Here is a 16,579-nt window from a genome sequence, read left to right as displayed (position 1 = left end):
CGCGCGATCGTGCTGCCGGTGCCCGGCCGCTTCGGTGCGGACAAGCGTCGCTTCAATCATTGCGGCGCCGGGCCCGGGGTCGACGGAACCACGGTTCAGACGCCATTGCACGACGCGACATACGGATAGTATCCGCGCGGATCGTTGCAGTAGTGCCACGCGCGAGCAGGTGGAAGCCGTGCACGGGCGGCGCACCGCGCCGGTGTCGCGCCCGCCGCCATGTCGTGCGGCGCAAGCCGGACCGCACCGGATCAGCCACACTGCTTCTCCTCGAAATACGTCTGGCGGGCCGCCACGAGGCGCAACTCGTCGAGCAGCGCCGCGGCCGCGCGAAGTAGATCGTCGAGCGAGACGACTCCGACCAGGTCACCGTCGCCATCGACGACCGGCAGTCGTCGGACACCGTGCTGGCGCATCCGCTTCGCGAGCAGCCAGATGTCGTCGTCGACGTTCCCGATCGAGACGGGCGTCGACATGATGTCGCCGACGAACAGCGAACCGGCCTCCGCGTCGGCACCGACCACTGTGAGCACGATGTCTCGATCGGTCACCACGCCGATCGGCGCGCGTCGTCCGTCCTGTTCACGTACGACGACCAGATCGCCGGTGTGCGCGTCGCGCATCATTTCGGCCGCCTCGACGACGGTTGCCCGCGTGGAACACATGGCGACATCGCGGGTGCAGAGCATCGCGGCATTCGATATCGTTTTCCAGCGCGCGTGCCTGGCAAACCGGACGTGGCGCAGTGCAGCCGCCACGCTCACCGCGCGTTCGCGAACAACTGAACCACCACGCCGCGCAGCCAGCGATTGCCTGCTTCATGGTGATATCGCGAGTGCCAGTGCTGTCGAACCGCAAACCCCTCGACCTCGATCGGACAGGCATGAACCGTCAGATCGCTGGCCTGAGCGAGCGTCTCGCCGATATGGCGAGGCAGCGTCGTGATCAGGTCCGTGCTCTGGATGATTGCGCCCAGACCCAGGAAGCCCGGCAGCGCCAGCACGACCTGACGCTCGATGCGTTCGCGCATCAGCGCCTGGTCGAGAAGCTGCGCGCCCGTTCCGTGTTGCCGTCGATCCTCGCCGCCTCGAGCCGGACACCCGGCGCCTGCGCGCGAACGTGCGCCAGAAGCCGCGGCAACAGCGTGATATGGCTCGCATCGGTCATGCAGATGCGAAACCGGCGCTGCGCAGTCGCCGGGTCGAACGCGATTTCCCAGGCCGCGAAGCGCCGCAGCGATTCGAGGATTTCCCGGCACGGGCCGATGAGCGCGTCGGCCTGAGGCGTCGGCGCCATGCCGCCGGGCGTTCGAATGAACAGCGGATCGTGAAGGAGTTCGCGCAAGCGTCCGAGCCAGATGCTGACCGTCGGCTGACTTTGCCCGAGTTGCTCGGCCACGCGGGTGACGCTGCGCGCGTCGTACAGCAGATCGAAAAGCTGGAGCAGCTTCAGGTCGGGAAGATCGGCCGGAATCATGGAGTCGTCGCATTATTGTCCATTGCAATGACGTCATTGTAGTCATTGCATTGCCAGCATGACGGGCGACTTCTATCGTGCAGCGATACGTCAACCCTGCATGACATTGGAGACACCCCCATGAAGATTGCAATGCTGGGCGCCGGCGCGCTGGGCTGCGCGATTGGCGCCGCCCTGACCGAAGGCGGCCACGAGACCTGGCTGATCGGCCGCTCGCCGTCGCACGTCGGCGCGATGTGCCGCGACGGCCTGCAGGTCGACGATCCGAGCGGATCCCGGCGCGTGCGCGTCCGCGCAACGACGCAGGCGGCCGACGTCGGCGTCGCGGACCTGGTGATCGTGCTGGTCAAGTCGTTCAGTACCGACGCGGCAATGCGCGGCGCGCAAGGGCTGATCGGGCCCGATACGCTCGTGCTGTCGCTGCAGAACGGCCTCGGGCACGAGGACATCCTCGCCGACGTCGTAGGCCGCGAGCGCGTGCTCGCCGGCAAGACCTACGTCGGCGGCGTGCGGCGCGGCGATGGGCACATCGAATCCGGTGTGGCCGGCAAGCGCACCTGCATCGGCGAGCTCGACGGCCGCATCACGGCCCGCGTACAGGCGATCGCCGACGCGTTCAACGCCGCGGGTCTCGCGACGACAGTCAGCGACAACATCGTCGGCACGATGTGGGACAAGCTGCTGGTCAACGTCGCCACGGGCGCGCTCACCGGCATCACGGGCCTGACCTACGGGCAGCTGTACGACGAGCCGCTGCAGAAGGCGACGTCGCTCGCGGCCGTCGCCGAGGCGATCGAGACCGCCCAAGCGGCCGGCGTCACGCTGTCGATGACGGACCCCGAGCAGGCGTGGACACTGGCCGCCGAAGGCCTGTCGGCCGCGTTCAAGACGTCGATGCTGCAGAGCCTGGAGAGAGGCGCGATGACCGAGATCGACTTCATCAACGGATCGGTCGTGCGCTGGGGACAGCGGTACGGCGTGCCCACGCCGGTCAACGCGACGCTGGTCGCGTGCATCAAGGGGATCGAGCGCGCGATGGCCGATCGCCAGGCGCAGGAGGCTGCCGCATGAGCGCCACGAAAGCCTATCTGGAGCACGTCGCCATCTGGGTGAAGGACATCCATTGGCACATCCGGTTCTTCGAGGACGTGCTCGGCATGACGATGCGCGAGGTGGACGGCACCGTCGACGCGCCGCGGCAGTACTGGACGCTCGGCGGCCTGCAGTTCATCCATGCCCCGGCCTGGGACGGCCCCGAGGGCCGGCTCGGTCATCTGGGCGTCATGTGCGAAGACCTGGAAGCCGCGCTGGCCGCGGCGCAAGCGTACGGCGTGACCGAAATGCCGCAGGGGCGGAACTGGCTGCGTTTGCCCGACGGCCTGGCCGTCGAACTCATTCAGGCAACCCCCGCCTCGTGTGTCGCGCAGGCACTGGCAATCGATCCGCGGACGGAGGCATGACCATGACGATCGTCGAAAAATACTGGGACGATGCCCGCGAGGGCGACGCATGCACGAGTCCGAGCTATACGGTGACTCAAGCGCGCATCCTCGCGTACGCCGACCTCACCGGCGACCATACGCCGGTGCACGTCGACGAGGCATACGCGAACGCGAGCCATTTCGGCTGCCTCGTCGCGCACGGCCTGTTCGGGCTGTCGATCGCCGACGGCCTCAAGACGCAGAGCGACTACCGCTTCGTGCCGGGCATGTCGCTCGGCTGGACCTGGGACTTCCTGCTGCCGATCAAGGTGAACGACGTGCTGCACGTGACGTTCCGCGTCGGCGCGATGCGGGCGAGCAAGAGCCGCCCGGGCTGGGGCATCGTCGTGCTGCCGTCGGAGCTGATCAATCAGGACGGCCAGGTCGTTCAGCGCGGCGAACATCGGCTGATGGTGCCGCGCCGGCCGGGAGCGTTCTGATGCAGGCCCGCCCTCTCGAAGGTATTCGCGTCGTCGACTACAGCCATTTCCTGGCCGGCCCCTATGTCGGGCGCTGCCTCGCCGCGCTCGGCGCCGAAGTGATCAAGGTCGAGCGCCCCGGCACCGGCGACGCCGGCCGCCAGCACGCGACGGTACTCGACGACCAGCAAAGCGGCTATTTCCTGCAGCTCAACATGGGCAAGCGCGGCATCAGCGTGAACATGAAGGACGCGCGCGGCAAGGCATTCATGCAGCGGCTGTGCGACTCCGCGGACGTGTTCATCGAGAACTACCGGCCGGGCGCGCTGGACAAGCTGGGGCTCGGCTATGCCGAGTTGTCGGCACGCAATCCGGCACTCGTCTATTGCTCGATTTCGGCATACGGGCACACCGGCCCCGACGCGCATCGCGCGGGCTTCGGGCTGATTGCCGAGGCCAGGAGCGGCATCATGCAGATGGTCGGCACGCCGGGCGAGCGTCCGCCGCTGCTGCGCATCTCGCTTGGCGACATGTACACCGGCATTCACGCGGTCGCGGCCATCAACGCCGCGCTGCTGGGACGCGTGAAGAGCGGCCGCGGACAGCACATCGACATGGCGCTGTACGACACGCTGGTCTCCATGCACGAATACGCGGTCCAGTGCTATACGCTGCAAGGCGTGCTGCCCGAGCAGACCGGGCACGACATGCCGACTTCGACGCTCTACGGCGTATTCCGCGCGGCAGACGGCGACCTCGTGATCGCCGCGCAGGTCGACGACGCATGGAAGCGCTTCGCCGCGTTGGTCGAAGCGCACGGCGGACCGGCGGGCTTCGGCGCCGACACGCGATTTCACGACAGCGTCGGGCGCAACGCGCACCGCGTGGAGATCCTGTCCGTCGTCGAGCCGTGGGTGGCCGCCCGTTCCGTCGCGTCGGTACTCGCACTGCTCGATCGCATCGACATTCCCTGCGCGAAGGTACAACGCATCGACGAGGTACTGGCGGATCCGCAGATCCAGGCTCGAGGGATGGTGGTCGAGCAGCAGCACCCGCGCTACGGCACGCTGCGCCTGCCGAACCTGCCGTTCCGGTTCTCGGATTGCGATACGACGATTCGCGACGTCGCGCCCGATCTCGGGCAGCACAACGCCGAAGTCGCGCGTTCGCTCGGGTTCGATCCGGCCGAAATCGATGCAATGCAGGCCGATGGTGTTCTCTATTCAACAGCGAGCCAACGATGACTGACCAGTACGCGGTGATCGGCAATCCGATCGGACACACGAAATCTCCGCTGATCCACGGCATCTTCGCGCAAGCGTCGCGCCAGGACATGCACTACTCGGCCATCGAGGGGCCGGTCGAGCCGCAAGGCGCGTTCGCCGGCGCGGTGCGGGCATTCGCCGCGAGCGGCGGCAAGGGCATCAACGTCACCGCCCCGTTCAAGCTCGACGCTTTCGCGATGTCGGACGAACGCAGCGAGCGCGCATCGCTCGCCGGCGCAGCCAATGCGCTCAAGTTCGAGGGCGGGCGCATCCTGGCCGACAACTTCGACGGGATCGGGCTGGTACGCGACATCGAGATCAATCTCGGCCTGCCGATGGCCGGCAAACGCGTGCTGATGCTCGGCGCCGGGGGCGCGGCTCGCGGCGCGCTGCTGCCCTTCCTCGCGGCCGGGCCGGCCGAGATGGTGATCGCGAATCGCGACGTCGACAAGGCGCGCGCACTGTCCGGGGACGTCGCCGGACGCGGGGCGCTGGTGGCGTGCGGCTATGCCGATCTTGTCGCGATGGGACGTTTCGACCTGGTGGTCAACGCCACGTCGGCGAGCCTCGCCGGCGATCTGCCTCCGGTTCCGCCGAGCGTGTTTTGCCCGGCAGGGGCGGCGTACGAGCTTGCCTACGGCAAGCGGCTGACGCCCTTTCTCCGGCTTGCACGCAATGCCGGCGTGCGCAGCGTCGCGGACGGCGTCGGCATGCTGGTCGAGCAGGCCGCGGAAGCGTTCGCGTGGTGGCGCGGCGTGCGCCCGGAGACAGCCACCGTGATCGAACGACTCACGGTCCCGCTCGACTGAATGCGCTGCGCAAACCCCCGTTGCATAAAAACGTCATCACGCCCGTGCCCCGGCGCGCATCCATCGAACCATTCCATCGATCGATATGACCGCGATCGCCGGTCGTCGCGCGCCGACGTTCGCCAACCGCGCGATCCGTTCGCGCCAGCAGGCGACGCGGACGTGATGACGTCGCGCACGCCAGCCGTGCGGCAGCCCGCATTGCAATTCGGTGACGCATCGATTTGCAAACCACGGATCGGCCGTTCATCGCGCGGCCCGGACTCAATAGCATCGTGATCCTCGCAGACGTCCCCACAATAAACAGAGGATATTCATGATCAAGAAATCGGTAGTCCTGGGTTTGGTTTCGATCGGTTCCATCGGCGCGCATGCGCAGAGTTCCGTCACGCTGTACGGCGTCGTCGACGCCGGCTTCGCCTATACGAACAACCAGGGCGGCGCCAGCAACATCCAGCAGACGAGCGGCAAGCTGAGCGGCAGCCGCTGGGGCCTGAAAGGCGCCGAGGATCTCGGCGGCGGCCTGCAGGCCGTGTTCACGCTCGAAAGCGGGTTCCGGCCGAGCGACGGCGGCCTCGGCCAGGGCGGCCGCCTGTTCGGCCGCTCCGCGTACGTGGGCCTGAGCAAGGCCGACATCGGCACGCTGACGTTCGGCCGCCAGTACGAGCCGATCACCGATCTCGTCGCGCAGTACTCGGGGTCCGGCTTCTGGTCGCCGGCGACCCATGTCGGCGACAACGACAACATGAACCAGAGCTTCCGGATCAACAACGCAGTGAAGTTCCGCAGCGCGACGATCGCCGGCTTCACGGCCGACGTGCTGTACGCGTTCAGCAACCAGGCGAACGGCGGCGCGGGCACCGGCTTCTCGAACAACAATGCGTGGGGCGTGTCGGCGAATTACGTGAACGGCCCGCTGTCGGCGGGTGCAGGCTACGTGCGGCTCAACCACCCGAACGCGACGTCTAACACGAGCGGTGCAGTGGGCGGCGCGACCACGACGACCGGCAACGACTACAGCGGTGCATTCTTCTATGGGCTGAACGGCGGCGTGCGCAAGCAGCAGATCGGCGTCGCGGGCGCGAACTACGCGCTCGGCCGCGCGACGCTCGGCTTCGCGTGGAGTCATACGCAGCTCGACTACGTCGACGGCTCGTCGCGCAAGTTCAACAACTACGACGTGAACGGGCGCTACCAGATCACGCCGGCGGCCACGCTGATCGGCGTCTACACGTTCACCGACGGACGCGCGAGCGGCTTGCCGGGCACCGGTGGCCAGACGCTGAAGCCGCGCTGGCACCAGTTCACGCTCGGGTTCGACTATGCGTTGTCGAAGCGCACGGACATTTACCTGTCCGGCATCTACCAGCTCGCGGCCGGCGATGCGAGTACGGCGACGTCGGGCGGCTATCGCAAGATCGCGGCGATCTCGAACATCGGCAGCGCGTCGTCGACGAATCGACAGGTCGCGTTCGTCAGCGGGCTGCGCGTGAAGTTCTGAGTGTTCGCGCAGCGGGCGCGGCGCGATAACCAAAGCGGGAATCGTTGTTTGCCGCATCGCGCCCGGTTGCCGAGAATGTCCGTTTTTCCGGATGCTGCCGTGCCCGCGCGCGGCACGGCTTCGATCATGACCGACTCCCTTTCCCGCTCACGCCACACCGGCCGACGCGCGGTGCTGCGCCAGCTCGCCGGCGGCTGGGCCGCCGCGATGCTGCCTGCCGGCGGCGCGCTCGCGGGCCAGCCCCTTGCGCCGCTGGACGTGCCGCCGTGGACGCGCACGCCGGGCGCACCGCTGCTGTCGCCGCCGTATGGCGTGCCGGGCGCGCACGAACGCGAGGTCATCCGTCGCAGCGCACGCACGCCGGCGCTGCCCGGAGCCGGCTCGTCGATGACGCCGCTGGCCGACCTGTTCGGCGACATCACGCCGAACGGCCTCGTCTACGAGCGCCATCATGCGGGCGTGCCCGATATCGATGCGCAACGCCACCGCGTCGTCGTGCACGGCCTCGTGCGCGAGCCGCGCAGCTTCACGCTCGACGACCTGCTGCGCTTTCCGTCCGAATCGCGGATCCACTTCCTCGAATGCTCGGGCAATACCGGCAGCGAATGGACCGGCCCGAGCGGCCTGCCCGTCCAGTTCACGCACGGGCTGCTGTCGTGCTGCGAATGGACGGGCGTGCGGCTGTCGACGCTGCTCGACGAAACGGGCATCGATCCGGCCGCGCAATGGCTGCTCGCGGAAGGCGCGGACGGCGCGGCGATGACGCGCAGCCTGCCGCTCGACCGGATTCTCGAGCGCGCGCTCGTCGTCTATGCGCAGAACGGCGAGCGGCTACGTCCCGAGAACGGCTATCCGGTGCGGCTGATCGTGCCGGGCTTCGAAGGCAACACCAACATCAAGTGGCTGCGGCGGCTGAAGCTGGTGCGCGCGCCGGAGATGACGCGCGAGGAAACGTCGAAATACACGAACCTGCTGCCGAACGGCTGCGCCCGCCAGTTCGTGTTCGAGATGGATGCGAAATCGGTGATCACGCGCCCGTCGGCCGGCCACCGGCTCGCATCGCACGGCTACTACCCGATCAGCGGCTATGCGTGGTCGGGGCGCGGCCGGGTTCGCGCGGTCGACGTCTCGACCGACGGCGGGCGCACCTGGCGCGCCGCACGGCTCGCGGGCGACGTGCGCGATCGCGCGCTGACGCGCTTCGAAGCCGACTGGGTCTGGCACGGTGAGCCCGCCGACCTGCAAAGCCGCGCGACCGACGAGACGGGCTACGTACAGCCGACCCGCGACGCGCTCGTCGCCGCGCGCGGCGTCAATTCGCAATACCACTACAACGGCATCCAGAACTGGCGCGTCGGCGCGGACGGCGAGGTGCGCAATGCGTAGCACGATCGTGCGTCTGCTCGCGTCGCTCGCGGTTGCGTCGAGCACGATCGGCACGCTTGCGTTGCTCGCGCTGCCCGCGTTCGGCGCGGGCTTCGGTCTCGGCCAGCCGGTCGACCGCGCGGCGATCGCCGCCTGGGACATCGACGTCGCGCCCGACGGCAGCGGCCTGCCGCCCGGTGCGGGCACGGTCGCGCGCGGCGCGCACGTCTTCGCCGACAAGTGCGCGATGTGTCACGGCGCCAACGGTCAGGGCGGCGTCGGCGATCCGCTCGTCGGCGGCTTGGGTTCGCTTGCCGGCGCGACACCGAAAAAGACGGTCGGCAGCTACTGGCCGTATACGACGACGCTGTTCGACTACATCCGTCGCGCGATGCCGTACAACGTACCGCAATCGCTGAGCGCGGACGACGTCTATGCGGTCACCGCGTTCGTGCTGCACCTGAACGGCATCGTGCCGGACGACACGACGCTCGATGCGCGCTCGCTGCCGCGCATCAAGATGCCGAACCGCGACGGCTTCGTGCCCGACCCGCGGCCGGGACGACTGTGACGCGACGCGATTCGATGGCCGGCAGGACGGGGATCGACCTGCCGCGACTGCCGGCCTGGTGTGCCGGATTTTTTCGTTCGGCGCGAGCGCGCCGCGTAGGGAGCCAACCTTGACCGACACATCCGCTGCGGCCCAAGCCGTCACCCCGCTCACGCCGTCGCCGTTCGTCGACGTCGGTTCCCCGGCCGATTTCCCCGACAGCCCCGCGTCGCGCGTGCTCGCGCAGCCGCTGATGCTCGGGCTGTTCCTGCCGATCCAGGCGGGCGGCTGGAGCGCATCGACGCTGCCGCGCTCGACCGACTGGACGTTCGACTACAACGCCGACCTGGTCGCGCGGGCCGAGGCGCTCGGCTTCGATCTCGTGTTCGCGCTGTCGCAGTGGCTGCCGAAAGGCGGCTACGGCGGCGTGTTCGACGGCCAGGCGCTCGACTCGTTCATGACGCTGGCGGCGCTCACCGCGCGCACCGAACGGATCGTCCTCGTCGCGACGAGCCACGTGCTCTACGGGCCGTGGCATCCGCTGCATTTCGCGAAGTTCACGGCGACGCTCGATCACATCTCGCGCGGCCGCTGGGGCATCAACGTCGTGACCGGCCATCGCGCGATCGAACACGAGATGTTCGGCTGGAACCGGATCGAGCACGACCGGCGCTACGAGATGGCCGCCGAATTCGTCGACGCGGTCAGTCAGTTGTGGGCCCAACCGGACAACTTCAGCTACGCGCCCGCGCTGTCGAGCTGGCGGCTCTCCGGCGCGTTCGTCACGCCAAAGCCGCGCTACGGCCGCCCGCTGCTGGTCAATGCGACGGGCTCCGACGCGGGCATCGCGTTCGCGGCCCGCTATTCGGACATCGTGTTCGTCACGAGCCCGGCCGGCCCGGATGTCGATCTCGCGCTGGACGCGCTCCCCGCGCATACGGCGCGCGTGAAGGCGGCCGCCGCCGCGCACGGCAGGACGATCCGCACGCTGCTCAATCCGCTCGTGATCTGCCGCGAGACGGCGGCCGAAGCGCGCGCGTACCGCGACGCGATCGTCGCACATGCGGACGAAGGCAGCTTCCACCGTTTCGACAGCGACGCCCACGCGTGGCGGGGCGGCTTCGCGCAGCGATCGCAGGCGGCCGCGCGCGCGATCGGCGGCAACATCTCGATCACGGGCTCGCCCGAGGAAGTCGCCGACACGATCGTGCGGCTGCACCGGGCCGGCATCGACGGCATCCAGTTGAGCTTCTATGACTTCAAGCCCGATCTCGACTTCTTCGGCGCACGCGTGCTGCCGCTGCTGCGCGACGCCGGCCTGCGGCGCTGAGTTCAGGCGGCCGAGGCCGCTGGCGTCGCCGACGCAGCGGGCGCAGCGAACGTACGCCGCGCGGGTCGCCGCAGCCCGAGATGATCGCGCAGCGTCCGACCGGCGTAGTCGCTGCGAAACAGCCCGCGGCGACGCAGTTCGGGCAGCACGAGCGCGATGAAATCGTCGAGGCCGCCGGGCAAGGTCGGCGCCATCACGTTGTAGCCGTCCGCGCCGTAATGGACGAACCGTTCCTCGAGCGCATCGACGATCTGCTCCGGTGTGCCGACGAGCTGCCAGTGACCGCGCGCACCGGCAATACGCAGGTACAGTTCGCGGATCGTCAGGTTCTCGCGGCGCGCGAGCTCGAGCGTCAGCGTCTGCCGGCTCTTGCTCGCATTGGTTTCCGGCAGCGGCGGGATCGGGCCGTCGAGCGGATACGCGGACAGGTCGACGCCGCCGGTCAGGCCCGACACGAGCGCGAGCCCGACCTTCGGGTCGATCAGCGCCTGCAGCGCGTCGAATTTCTCCTTCGCTTCGCTTTCGGTGCGGCCGACCACCGGGAAGACGCCCGGCATGATCTTCAGCGTGTCGGGCTCGCGGCCGAAGGTGGCGAGCTGCCCCTTCACGTCTGCGTAGAACGCGATCGCGTCGTCGAGCGTCTGCTGCGCGGTGAAGATCACCTCGGCCGTGCGGGCGGCCAGCCGCGTGCCGGCCGTCGACGAGCCGGCCTGCACGACGACCGGATGCCCCTGCGGCGCACGCGGGACGTTCAGCGGCCCATGCACCTGGAAGAAGCGGCCACGATGATCGAGCACATGACGCTTGTCCGGGTCGAAGAAGCGGCCGCTTGCGCGGTCGCGCACGAACGCGTCGTCGTCCCAGCTGTCCCAGAGTCCGCGCACGACGTCGGCAAATTCCTCCGCGCGCGCATAGCGTTCGCCATGATCGAAATGCGCATCGCGGTTGAAGTTGCGCGCTTCGTGCGCGCTCGACGACGTGACAAGGTTCCACCCGGCGCGGCCGTCGCTGATGTGGTCGAGCGACGCGAACTTGCGCGCGATGTGGAACGGCTCGTTGAAGCTCGTCGACGCGGTGCCGACGAGGCCGATGCGTTCGGTGACGGCCGCGAGCGCCGACAGCAGCGTCAGCGGCTCGAACTGCGCGACGTAGCTGTGCGCGGTGCGGCTCAGGAATTCGACGTCGTCGCCGCGCGTGCCGACGCCGTCCGCGAGGAACACGAGATCGAACTTCGCGGCCTCGGCCGCCTGCGCGAGCCGCACGTAGTGACCAAAATCGACGCCGGCGTCCGCCTGCGAACCGGGATGGCGCCACGCGGCGATGTGATGGCCGGTCGGATACAGGAACGCGCCGAGGTGCAGATGGCCGGTGCGGGTCGTCATCGTGAGGGTTCCGGAAAGTGGGCTGCGGATGCAGCGGAATCAGAACACGCGTCCTTCGGTCAGGTGCGTGGTCACGCCGTTCAGGTCGTAGTCGCCGATCACCCGCGCCTTGTGCAGCAGCGGGTTGTGGTTGAAGATCGTGCGCAGGTTGCGCCAGTGCCGGTCGAGGTTGTGCACGCGCGCGGTCGCCGATGCGCCACCCACTTCGAACAGCCGCTCGGCCGCGTAAAGCGCGAGCTTGCCGACGATCAGCTGCGTGCGCGCGGTCGCCAGCGCGCTGTCGAGCACGCGTTCGTGCGCATCCGCGTCGCCGGCCTCGATCGCATCCGCCGAGCGGTCTAGCGCCGCCGCGTTGTCGCGCACGAGCGCATCGATCGCGTGACTGTGCGCAGACAGTTCGCCGACGATCTGCTGGATGAAGTGATCGTCGCGTGCGGTCGGCGCCGGGCTGTGCAGCACCGGCCGGCCGTGCGCGAGCACGTAGCGGCGCGCGTCGGCCACCACGTTGCGCACGATGCCCGCGCCCGTCGCGACGAGATGCAGCTGCCGCAGCGCACCGCAGTGGCGGCCGACAAGCGTCGAGCCGTCACGCGCCGCGACTTCGTCCGCGAACACCTTCACGTCGTGCAGCAGCAGGCTGCCGCTCGCGGTCATGCGCTGACCCATGCCGTCCCAGTCGTCGAGCACCTGTACGCCGTCGCGGGCGACCGGGATGATCACGGCGAGCGGGTCGCCCTGCTCGTTCTCCACGTTGATGCGCGCGAAATCGGCGAACGCGGTGCCCGTCGAATAGTATTTGCGCCCCGTCACGCGATGGTGCTCACCGTCGCGGCGCAGCACGGTCGTGTTCTCGCCCGGCCGCGACGTGCCGCGCTCGGTCGACGCGCCGCCGAAGATCGCGCCGGCCAGCGCGCGCTCGAGCTGCACGTCGTTGAATGGCGTGCGCGGCGACAGCCGCAGCGTCTCGGTCAGGTCGTAGTGAATGCGCAGCGCATGCGCGAGGTTCGAGTCGCCGGCGGCCAGCGTCGCGATCGTATCGAACAGATCGACCAGTGTGCCGCCGAGGCCGCCGCGTTCGACCGGAATCCGCAGCACGCCGAGCGACGAGCGGCGAAACAGCGCGAAGCCTTCGAACGGCAATTCGCGCCGCGCCTCGCGTTGCGCGGCGTCGCGCCCGATCTCCGTCGCGAGTTCAGGCAGTGCAGCGAGCGCGGCACGCAGCGCGTCGCGCGGTTCGGCGCCATGACGGGCGTTCATTCGGCAATCCCTCTTCCAGGAAAAACGACGGGCCGCCGCACGATTGCGTGAGCCGTCGCCGCAGCCCGCAGGCGGCACCGAAAAGTATAGGGACGCATCCGGCGCGCGTGAAAAACCGATTTCAGCTTTGGTTATGCGTGCGCCGGGAATATGCACGCGTGCTCGCCCGGCTCGGTGCGTGGCAGTGCTGGATGCGCCGGCGGCGCATCATGACTGATCCCGAGCAGATGGTGCGGCTGCTGAACGTCCACTACGGGCATCCAGGCGACGCGATCGAAAGCCTGCGCGGCGACCCGCCTTTCTCATTGCGCCGCGCCGACGCGGGCACGCACCGGTTTAACGATGGAACAGGTGCGGCACCAGCGTGCATCGTGACGGCAGATTCCTCCGCCACATCGCGATTCCGGCTGCGCGAGCGTCGTGTTCCTCTGCGTAAATCCGAGGACCAGATAACGGTATGAGAATTTCTTGGTTCCTGGATGCGTTCCACATCCCGAAAATACAGGGCTCCGACAACCGGGCGCGCGATGCGCCGCCCCGCTTCGCTCACACAATGTCCCTCTTTCCCATGTTCAGCAGATCGTTTCGCACTACGTCAGGCCACGCGCTGTTCCTCGCCGCCCTCCTTTCCGCCTTGTCCGGTGTCGCTCGCGCGGACAGCACGCTCGATCGCATCCATCAACGTCACAAGATCACGATCGGCGTGATCCTGTCGGGCCCGCCGTTCGGCTCGCTCGATCCCGCGACGCAAAAACCGGTCGGCTTCAACGTCGATCTGGCGAACGACGTCGCGAAACGGCTCGGTGTCGACGCCGAGCTGACACCGGTGCAGCCATCGAACCGCGTGCAATTCCTGCAGCAGGGCAAGGTCGACGCGCTGATCGCCAACATGGAACTGACGAAGGAGCGCGCGGAGATACTGTCGTATGCGCCGACGCCGTTCGAATCCATCGGCGGTGCGTTGATCACGCGCAAGGATAGCGGCATCAAGTCCTGGGCCGACCTGCGCGGCAAGCCCGTTTGCGTGTCGCAAGGCAGCAACTATACGAAACCGCTCGCGACGGAATACGGCGCGCAGGTGAAGGCGTTCCGCGGCCAGCCCGAATCGCTGCTCGCGCTGCGCGGCAACAACTGCGTGGCCGCCGTGCACGTCGCGCCGACGCTGCGCATGCTGGTCGAGCGCAACCCGGACTGGAAGGACTATGCGACACCGCTGCCCGCCGACCTGATTCCGTCGCCGGCGGTGATCTGGGTTCGCAAGGGCGAGACCGATACGCAGGCCGCGCTCGACCGGATCGTCCAGGACTGGCATCGCAGCGGCTGGCTGCTCGACGTCGAGCGCAAGAACGGAATGACGCCGTCGCAAGCCGTGCTCGACCTGCACGCGAAGCTCAAGGCGCAGCGCACATGACGGCGGCCGACGCCGTCGACGCGCTCCGCAAGCTCGGCCTCGACTACGGCTTCGTGCTCGCCGCGGACGAGCGCGCCTCGTTCGTGCACGGGATGGGCGTGACGCTCGAATTGTCGGTCGCGACCGCGCTCGGCAGCCTCGCCTGCGGCGTCGTGCTCGCCGCGTTGCTGGTGTCGCCGAGCGCAGCGCTCGCGCGACCTGCGCGCGCATTCGTCGAGCTCACCCGCAACACACCGACGCTCGTGCAATTGTTCTGCGCATTCCTCGTCGTCAACATGCTGATCAGCGCCGCACTGCGCGATTTGGGCGGCAATCCGCTGACGCCGTTCATCTGGAGCGTCATCGTGATCTCGCTGCACAAGGGCGCGTTCCATGCGGAAGCGCTGCGCGCCGGCCTCGAAGCGGTGCCGCGCGCAACGCTCGAAGCAGCGCAGTCGCTCGGCTACAGCCGCCGCCAGCGGCTCTGGCACGTGCAGTTGCCGCTCGCGGTGCGCTTCGCGCTGCCCGCGCTCGTCAACAACCTGGTCGACCTCGTGAAAATGACGACGGTCGCCTCGGCGATCGCCGTCGGCGACGTCACCTATGCGTCGATCATGATCTGGACGCAGCGCGACACTGTGCTCGAGTTGATGATCCTGATCCTGCTCTTCTTCGGCGCGCTCACGTTCACGGTCAACGTCGCGGGACGTTGGCTGGAACACCGCCTGAGGATACCCGGCTATGGCCATTGACATGCACGCGCAGCCCGCGCGCCTGGTGCGATGGCGCGCTGTCGCGGCAACACTGGCCGCGCTGGCCGTCGTCGCACTGGCCGTTGCGGGTCGTCGTCACCCGACCCTCGTCGCGCTCGCCACGTGGCTGCCAGCGCTCGGCAAGGCGATGCTGGTCAACATCGGCATCAGCGCGATCGCGATCGCGATCGGCACGCTCGCCGGCCTCGCGTTCGGTCCGCTGACACTGGCGCGGCTCGGCATCGCACGAGTCGCGGCGCGCACGTACATGCAGTTGTTCCGCAACGCGCCGCTTCTCGTGCTGATCTATTTTTCGACCTACGTATTCCCGTTCGAAATCCGGCTCGGCCACGTGTCGCTGCCGTTTCCGGACTGGTTCAAGGTGACGCTCGGTCTCGCGCTGCCCGCGAGCGCGAACTTCGCGGAAATCTTCCGCGGCGCGATTCAGTCGATTCCGCATGCGCAGTGGGACGCCGCACGCTCGCTCGCGTTCAGCCGCGTGCAGGTGTTCCGCTGGATCATTCTGCCTCAATGCCTGCGCCGCATGCTGCCGCCGTGGATGAACTTGTACGCGAGCATCACGATGGCCACCGCGCTCGCGTCGCTTGTCGGCGTGCACGACCTGCTCGACACCGCGCAGGTCGCGAGCAACACCGTCGCGCGCGCCGACTTCACCGTCGTCGTCTATTTCACGGTACTCGGCCTGTTTTTCGCGTACTGCTACCCAATCGCCCGTTTCACCCGCCTTCTCGAAAGACGTCATGCATTCCACTGAAACTCCGCGCGGCGCGGACGAGCCGCTCGTCCGCCTGCGCGACGTGCATCTGTCCTACGGCACGACGCCCGTGCTGCGCGGCATCGATCTCGACGTGCACCGTGGCCAGGCCGTGTCCATCATCGGTCCGTCCGGCTCCGGCAAATCGACGATCCTGCGTTGCATCACGGGGCTGTTGCGGCCGCAGCGCGGCCTGATCGACGTTGACGGCACGCGCGTCGACCGGCTCGCATCGGAGCGTGACGAAATCGCGCTGCGCAAGCGCGTCGGCTTCGTGTTCCAGCAATACAACCTGTTTCCGCACCTGAGCGTGCTCGACAATCTCGTCGTCGCACCGGTCAGGATTCTCGGCCGCGACCGCGCCGAAGCGGTGCGCACCGCGCACACGCTGCTCGAACGCGTTCGCCTCGCCGACAAAGCGCACGCATACCCCGGCGAGCTGTCGGGCGGCCAGCAGCAGCGCGTCGCGATCGCGCGCGCGCTCGCGATGCAGCCCGGCCTGATCCTGTTCGACGAGGTGACGTCCGCACTCGATCCGGAAACCGTCGGCGACGTGCTGTCGGTCATTCGCGATCTCGTGCGCGACGGCATGACCTGCGTGCTCGTCACGCACGAGATGCGGTTCGCCGAGGAGATCAGCGATGTCGTCTACTTCACCGAGGCGGGTGTGATCGTCGAGCACGGGCCGGCCGCGCAACTGTTCCGCGCGCCGCAAAGCCCGCGCACGCGCGCATTCCTCGCGCATGCGCTCGGCCCGGCCGACAATGCGCCCGCGAGCCGCGACAGCGCACCGGTCGCACTCGACCTGACGCGCTTCGCGGTCTGAC

Annotated in this window: 17 protein-coding genes and 1 pseudogene; 14 read left to right on the top strand and 4 right to left on the bottom strand. The window is 68.2% G+C overall.

Annotated elements, in window-relative coordinates:
- Positions 1 to 251 precede the first annotated feature (251 nt).
- Together AC1Z3W_RS16980 and AC1Z3W_RS16975 are read right to left on the bottom strand one after the other, a co-directional pair.
- A complete protein-coding gene (locus tag AC1Z3W_RS16980) occupies positions 252 to 689 on the bottom strand; it encodes a CBS domain-containing protein (RefSeq protein ID WP_124833587.1) in 438 nt (145 codons plus the stop codon).
- Positions 690 to 760: 71 nt separating this feature from the next.
- Positions 761 to 1,476: pseudogene (locus AC1Z3W_RS16975) on the bottom strand (LysR family transcriptional regulator).
- Between the two features lie 120 nt (positions 1,477 to 1,596).
- Between AC1Z3W_RS16975 and AC1Z3W_RS16970 the strand changes: the two are divergent.
- The 9 genes from AC1Z3W_RS16970 to AC1Z3W_RS16930 all read left to right on the top strand — a co-directional run bounded on the left by AC1Z3W_RS16970 (position 1,597) and on the right by AC1Z3W_RS16930 (position 10,196).
- Positions 1,597 to 2,547, top strand: a complete 951-nt coding sequence (locus AC1Z3W_RS16970) for a ketopantoate reductase family protein (protein ID WP_483508058.1) — start codon at positions 1,597 to 1,599, stop codon at positions 2,545 to 2,547.
- Positions 2,544 to 2,936, top strand: coding sequence for a VOC family protein (locus AC1Z3W_RS16965; protein ID WP_483508057.1), 393 nt, complete (start codon positions 2,544 to 2,546; stop codon positions 2,934 to 2,936). The genes AC1Z3W_RS16970 and AC1Z3W_RS16965 overlap by 4 nt, the downstream gene beginning before the upstream one ends.
- Positions 2,937 to 2,938: 2 nt before the next feature.
- Entirely contained in the window at positions 2,939 to 3,397 is a 459-nt protein-coding gene (locus AC1Z3W_RS16960) for a MaoC family dehydratase (RefSeq protein WP_057926979.1), read from the top strand.
- Positions 3,397 to 4,620, top strand: coding sequence for a CaiB/BaiF CoA transferase family protein (locus tag AC1Z3W_RS16955; RefSeq protein ID WP_057926980.1), 1,224 nt, complete (start codon positions 3,397 to 3,399; stop codon positions 4,618 to 4,620). The genes AC1Z3W_RS16960 and AC1Z3W_RS16955 overlap by 1 nt, the downstream gene beginning before the upstream one ends.
- Entirely contained in the window at positions 4,617 to 5,450 is an 834-nt protein-coding gene (gene aroE, locus AC1Z3W_RS16950; protein ID WP_483508056.1) for a shikimate dehydrogenase, read from the top strand. Before AC1Z3W_RS16955 ends, aroE begins: the two co-directional genes overlap by 4 nt.
- A 316-nt stretch (positions 5,451 to 5,766) precedes the next feature.
- Positions 5,767 to 6,951, top strand: coding sequence for a porin (locus tag AC1Z3W_RS16945; protein ID WP_124833486.1), 1,185 nt, complete (start codon positions 5,767 to 5,769; stop codon positions 6,949 to 6,951).
- Between the two features lie 126 nt (positions 6,952 to 7,077).
- Positions 7,078 to 8,337, top strand: coding sequence for a sulfite dehydrogenase (gene soxC / locus AC1Z3W_RS16940; RefSeq protein ID WP_483508055.1), 1,260 nt, complete (start codon positions 7,078 to 7,080; stop codon positions 8,335 to 8,337).
- Positions 8,330 to 8,887, top strand: coding sequence for a c-type cytochrome (locus AC1Z3W_RS16935; protein ID WP_483508054.1), 558 nt, complete (start codon positions 8,330 to 8,332; stop codon positions 8,885 to 8,887). The genes soxC and AC1Z3W_RS16935 overlap by 8 nt, the downstream gene beginning before the upstream one ends.
- A gap of 109 nt (positions 8,888 to 8,996) precedes the next feature.
- Complete coding sequence (locus AC1Z3W_RS16930; RefSeq protein ID WP_483508053.1) at positions 8,997 to 10,196, top strand: LLM class flavin-dependent oxidoreductase; 1,200 nt, start codon at positions 8,997 to 8,999, stop codon at positions 10,194 to 10,196.
- Positions 10,197 to 10,198: 2 nt separating this feature from the next.
- Here AC1Z3W_RS16930 and AC1Z3W_RS16925 read toward each other — a convergent pair whose 3' ends face one another.
- Together AC1Z3W_RS16925 and AC1Z3W_RS16920 are read right to left on the bottom strand one after the other, a co-directional pair.
- Positions 10,199 to 11,578: an LLM class flavin-dependent oxidoreductase gene (locus AC1Z3W_RS16925; protein ID WP_483508052.1), complete on the bottom strand. Its 1,380-nt coding sequence runs from the start codon at positions 11,576 to 11,578 to the stop codon at positions 10,199 to 10,201.
- Positions 11,579 to 11,617: 39 nt separating this feature from the next.
- Entirely contained in the window at positions 11,618 to 12,835 is a 1,218-nt protein-coding gene (locus AC1Z3W_RS16920; RefSeq protein WP_483508051.1) for an acyl-CoA dehydrogenase family protein, read from the bottom strand.
- 107 nt (positions 12,836 to 12,942) lie between these two features.
- Here AC1Z3W_RS16920 and AC1Z3W_RS16915 point away from each other — a divergent pair, with 107 nt between their 5' ends.
- From AC1Z3W_RS16915 to AC1Z3W_RS16895, 5 genes are all read left to right on the top strand, one after another.
- Positions 12,943 to 13,296 carry a hypothetical protein gene (locus AC1Z3W_RS16915; RefSeq protein WP_483508050.1) on the top strand — a complete coding sequence of 118 codons (354 nt, stop codon included), beginning with the start codon at positions 12,943 to 12,945 and terminating at the stop codon, positions 13,294 to 13,296.
- 92 nt (positions 13,297 to 13,388) lie between these two features.
- Positions 13,389 to 14,246: a transporter substrate-binding domain-containing protein gene (locus AC1Z3W_RS16910; RefSeq protein ID WP_483508049.1), complete on the top strand. Its 858-nt coding sequence runs from the start codon at positions 13,389 to 13,391 to the stop codon at positions 14,244 to 14,246.
- Positions 14,243 to 14,977, top strand: a complete 735-nt coding sequence (locus AC1Z3W_RS16905) for an amino acid ABC transporter permease (RefSeq protein WP_483508048.1) — start codon at positions 14,243 to 14,245, stop codon at positions 14,975 to 14,977. Before AC1Z3W_RS16910 ends, AC1Z3W_RS16905 begins: the two co-directional genes overlap by 4 nt.
- A complete protein-coding gene (locus AC1Z3W_RS16900; protein WP_483508047.1) occupies positions 14,967 to 15,752 on the top strand; it encodes an amino acid ABC transporter permease in 786 nt (261 codons plus the stop codon). The genes AC1Z3W_RS16905 and AC1Z3W_RS16900 overlap by 11 nt, the downstream gene beginning before the upstream one ends.
- A complete protein-coding gene (locus AC1Z3W_RS16895) occupies positions 15,739 to 16,578 on the top strand; it encodes an amino acid ABC transporter ATP-binding protein (protein WP_483508046.1) in 840 nt (279 codons plus the stop codon). The genes AC1Z3W_RS16900 and AC1Z3W_RS16895 overlap by 14 nt, the downstream gene beginning before the upstream one ends.
- The last annotated feature ends 1 nt before the right edge of the window (position 16,579 follow it).

It is taken from the genome of Burkholderia sp. 10_S31 (assembly GCF_056930375.1).
The sequence above is the reverse complement of the archived record's forward strand: the minus strand, read 5'-3'. Positions and strand labels throughout refer to the sequence as shown.

What these genes read in the sequence shown, in the direction of transcription:
- AC1Z3W_RS16980 (WP_124833587.1), bottom strand. Translation starts at nt 689, where the DNA reads ATGCTCTGCACCCGCGATGTCGCCATGTGTTCCACGCGGGCAACCGTC.
- AC1Z3W_RS16970 (WP_483508058.1), top strand. Translation starts at nt 1,597, where the DNA reads ATGAAGATTGCAATGCTGGGCGCCGGCGCGCTGGGCTGCGCGATTGGC.
- AC1Z3W_RS16965 (WP_483508057.1), top strand. Translation starts at nt 2,544, where the DNA reads ATGAGCGCCACGAAAGCCTATCTGGAGCACGTCGCCATCTGGGTGAAG.
- AC1Z3W_RS16960 (WP_057926979.1), top strand. Translation starts at nt 2,939, where the DNA reads ATGACGATCGTCGAAAAATACTGGGACGATGCCCGCGAGGGCGACGCA.
- AC1Z3W_RS16955 (WP_057926980.1), top strand. Translation starts at nt 3,397, where the DNA reads ATGCAGGCCCGCCCTCTCGAAGGTATTCGCGTCGTCGACTACAGCCAT.
- aroE (WP_483508056.1), top strand. Translation starts at nt 4,617, where the DNA reads ATGACTGACCAGTACGCGGTGATCGGCAATCCGATCGGACACACGAAA.
- AC1Z3W_RS16945 (WP_124833486.1), top strand. Translation starts at nt 5,767, where the DNA reads ATGATCAAGAAATCGGTAGTCCTGGGTTTGGTTTCGATCGGTTCCATC.
- soxC (WP_483508055.1), top strand. Translation starts at nt 7,078, where the DNA reads ATGACCGACTCCCTTTCCCGCTCACGCCACACCGGCCGACGCGCGGTG.
- AC1Z3W_RS16935 (WP_483508054.1), top strand. Translation starts at nt 8,330, where the DNA reads ATGCGTAGCACGATCGTGCGTCTGCTCGCGTCGCTCGCGGTTGCGTCG.
- AC1Z3W_RS16925 (WP_483508052.1), bottom strand. Translation starts at nt 11,578, where the DNA reads ATGACGACCCGCACCGGCCATCTGCACCTCGGCGCGTTCCTGTATCCG.
- AC1Z3W_RS16920 (WP_483508051.1), bottom strand. Translation starts at nt 12,835, where the DNA reads ATGAACGCCCGTCATGGCGCCGAACCGCGCGACGCGCTGCGTGCCGCG.
- AC1Z3W_RS16910 (WP_483508049.1), top strand. Translation starts at nt 13,389, where the DNA reads ATGTCCCTCTTTCCCATGTTCAGCAGATCGTTTCGCACTACGTCAGGC.
- AC1Z3W_RS16905 (WP_483508048.1), top strand. Translation starts at nt 14,243, where the DNA reads ATGACGGCGGCCGACGCCGTCGACGCGCTCCGCAAGCTCGGCCTCGAC.
- AC1Z3W_RS16900 (WP_483508047.1), top strand. Translation starts at nt 14,967, where the DNA reads ATGGCCATTGACATGCACGCGCAGCCCGCGCGCCTGGTGCGATGGCGC.
- AC1Z3W_RS16895 (WP_483508046.1), top strand. Translation starts at nt 15,739, where the DNA reads ATGCATTCCACTGAAACTCCGCGCGGCGCGGACGAGCCGCTCGTCCGC.